The sequence below is a fragment of the Mycobacterium sp. E342 genome (assembly GCF_001667665.1).
GTDB lineage: Bacteria > Actinomycetota > Actinomycetes > Mycobacteriales > Mycobacteriaceae > Mycobacterium.
In genome coordinates this window covers 1-1,780 of sequence record NZ_LZJM01000329.1, presented here as the reverse complement: position 1 = coordinate 1,780, position 1,780 = coordinate 1, and the positions used below count along the sequence as shown (strand labels likewise).

The following is a 1,780-nucleotide window of genomic DNA, read 5'->3' as shown; positions in this document are numbered from 1 at the left end:
CCCGCTCAAGACCGGGGCGGCCTACCTGCCGATCGATCCGGCCCTGCCGGCCGCACGCATCGAATTCATGCTCACCGGCGCCGGCCACATACAACTCCCCGACCACCCCCACCGGCACCGCACGCAACCACCCATCGAGGACAAAGAAGCCCAGGTGGGCCAACGGCACCCCGATCGGGCTGACAGTGTTGCCGACATCGCCTGTGGCGATCTGGCGTATCGAGGCATGCACCGTCGTCTCGGTGATGCCATACATGTTGATCAACCGCGGTGATCGCGGGTGGTTGTGCAACCACGTCGAAAGACGCGCGGGCTCAAGGGCTTCACCGCCGAACACCACCGTCTGAAGCGCCAGCTGCTCTGCCCGCTCGGACTGGAGCGCATCAGTGGTTTGCAAGGCATAAAACGCCGACGGAGTCCGGCTCAACACACTGACCTGCTCACCCACCAGCACAGCGTGGAACTCCCCTGGTGAGCGCGCTACCGCCTCCGATACCACCACCAACCGCCCACCACCGAGCAGCGCACCGAAGATCTCCCACACCGAGAAGTCAAAAGCCAGGGAATGACACTGTGTCCACACCCCCGCGCGATCCAACTGCCCGTCCAGCGACGCCAACAACTCGATGACGTTGTGATGGCTTATGGCAACGCCTTTGGGCACCCCGGTAGTGCCCGAGGTATAAATCAGGTAAGCGATCTCTTCTGGCGCCGGGCCCGGAAGTGGTGTGGCCGGCTGGGTCTGGATCGCGGGATCATCGACAGTGATGACCACCAGGTCATGCCCGTGCAGCCGATCGACCAGCCCGGTGGTGGTAATCGCGGCGATCGGCGCGGCATCAGCCACCATGAACCCGATCCGCGCCGCCGGCAACGCCGGGTCGATCGGCAGATAAGCCGCCCCGGTCTTCAACACCGACAGGATCGCCACGACCGCCTCCACGGACCGCGAAAACACCAGCGCCACAAACGAACCCGGACCCACCCCATGAGCCGCCAACAAGTGCGCCAACCGGTTCGCCGCCTCATCTACCTCGCGGTACGTCACCGAGCAGCCCTCATAGCTGATCGCCACCGCCTCAGGGGTGCGCACCACCTGCTGGCTAAACAACACCGGAATCGACACCGCCACCGACACCGACTGGGTCAACCCCGCCCGATTACCCATCACATCCAGGCGAGCATGCTCAACCTCATCGAGCAGCTCCATCGACGACAGCTGCCGAGCCGGATCGGCCGTCATCCCCACCAACACCCGCTCGAATCGCTCAATTAGCGCTTGGATGCTTTGCGGGTCGAACACATCGGTGCGAAACTCCACCGCCCCACCGATCCCGGCGGGCTCACCGGCCTCGGTCCAACGTTCGGCCAGGAAAAACGTCAGATCCCAACGGGCGGTACTGGTCTCTGCGGGCAGCGGAGTGACCTGCACATCCCCCAAGGCCAACCCCGCCGCGGAATCATTGACAGACCAGGCAAAGTTTTGCCAGGCCAACGCCACCTGAAACAAGGGATGATGAGTCAGACTGCGAGTGGGGTTGAGCCGCTCCACCAACACCTCAAAAGGCACATCCTGATGCTCAAAAGCGGCCAGACTACGCGCCCGCACCCGCCCTAGTACTTCGGCGATGCTGGGGTCATCGGCCAAATCCACCCGTAGCACCAGGGTGTTGACAAAAAACCCAACCAACTCATCCAGGGCAGGGTCGCGCCGCCCGGCGATCGGGAACCCCACCGCCACATCAGTACTGGCGCTCAGTTTGGCCAACAACACTGCCAA

The 1,780-nt window shown here is 63.5% G+C and carries 1 protein-coding gene; it reads right to left on the bottom strand.

Annotated features, from left to right (window positions below; genetic code table 11):
* Nucleotides 1-1,780 (bottom strand): AMP-binding protein (locus tag A5692_RS26980; protein ID WP_156766309.1); only part of this gene is annotated, 1,780 nt, incomplete at both ends.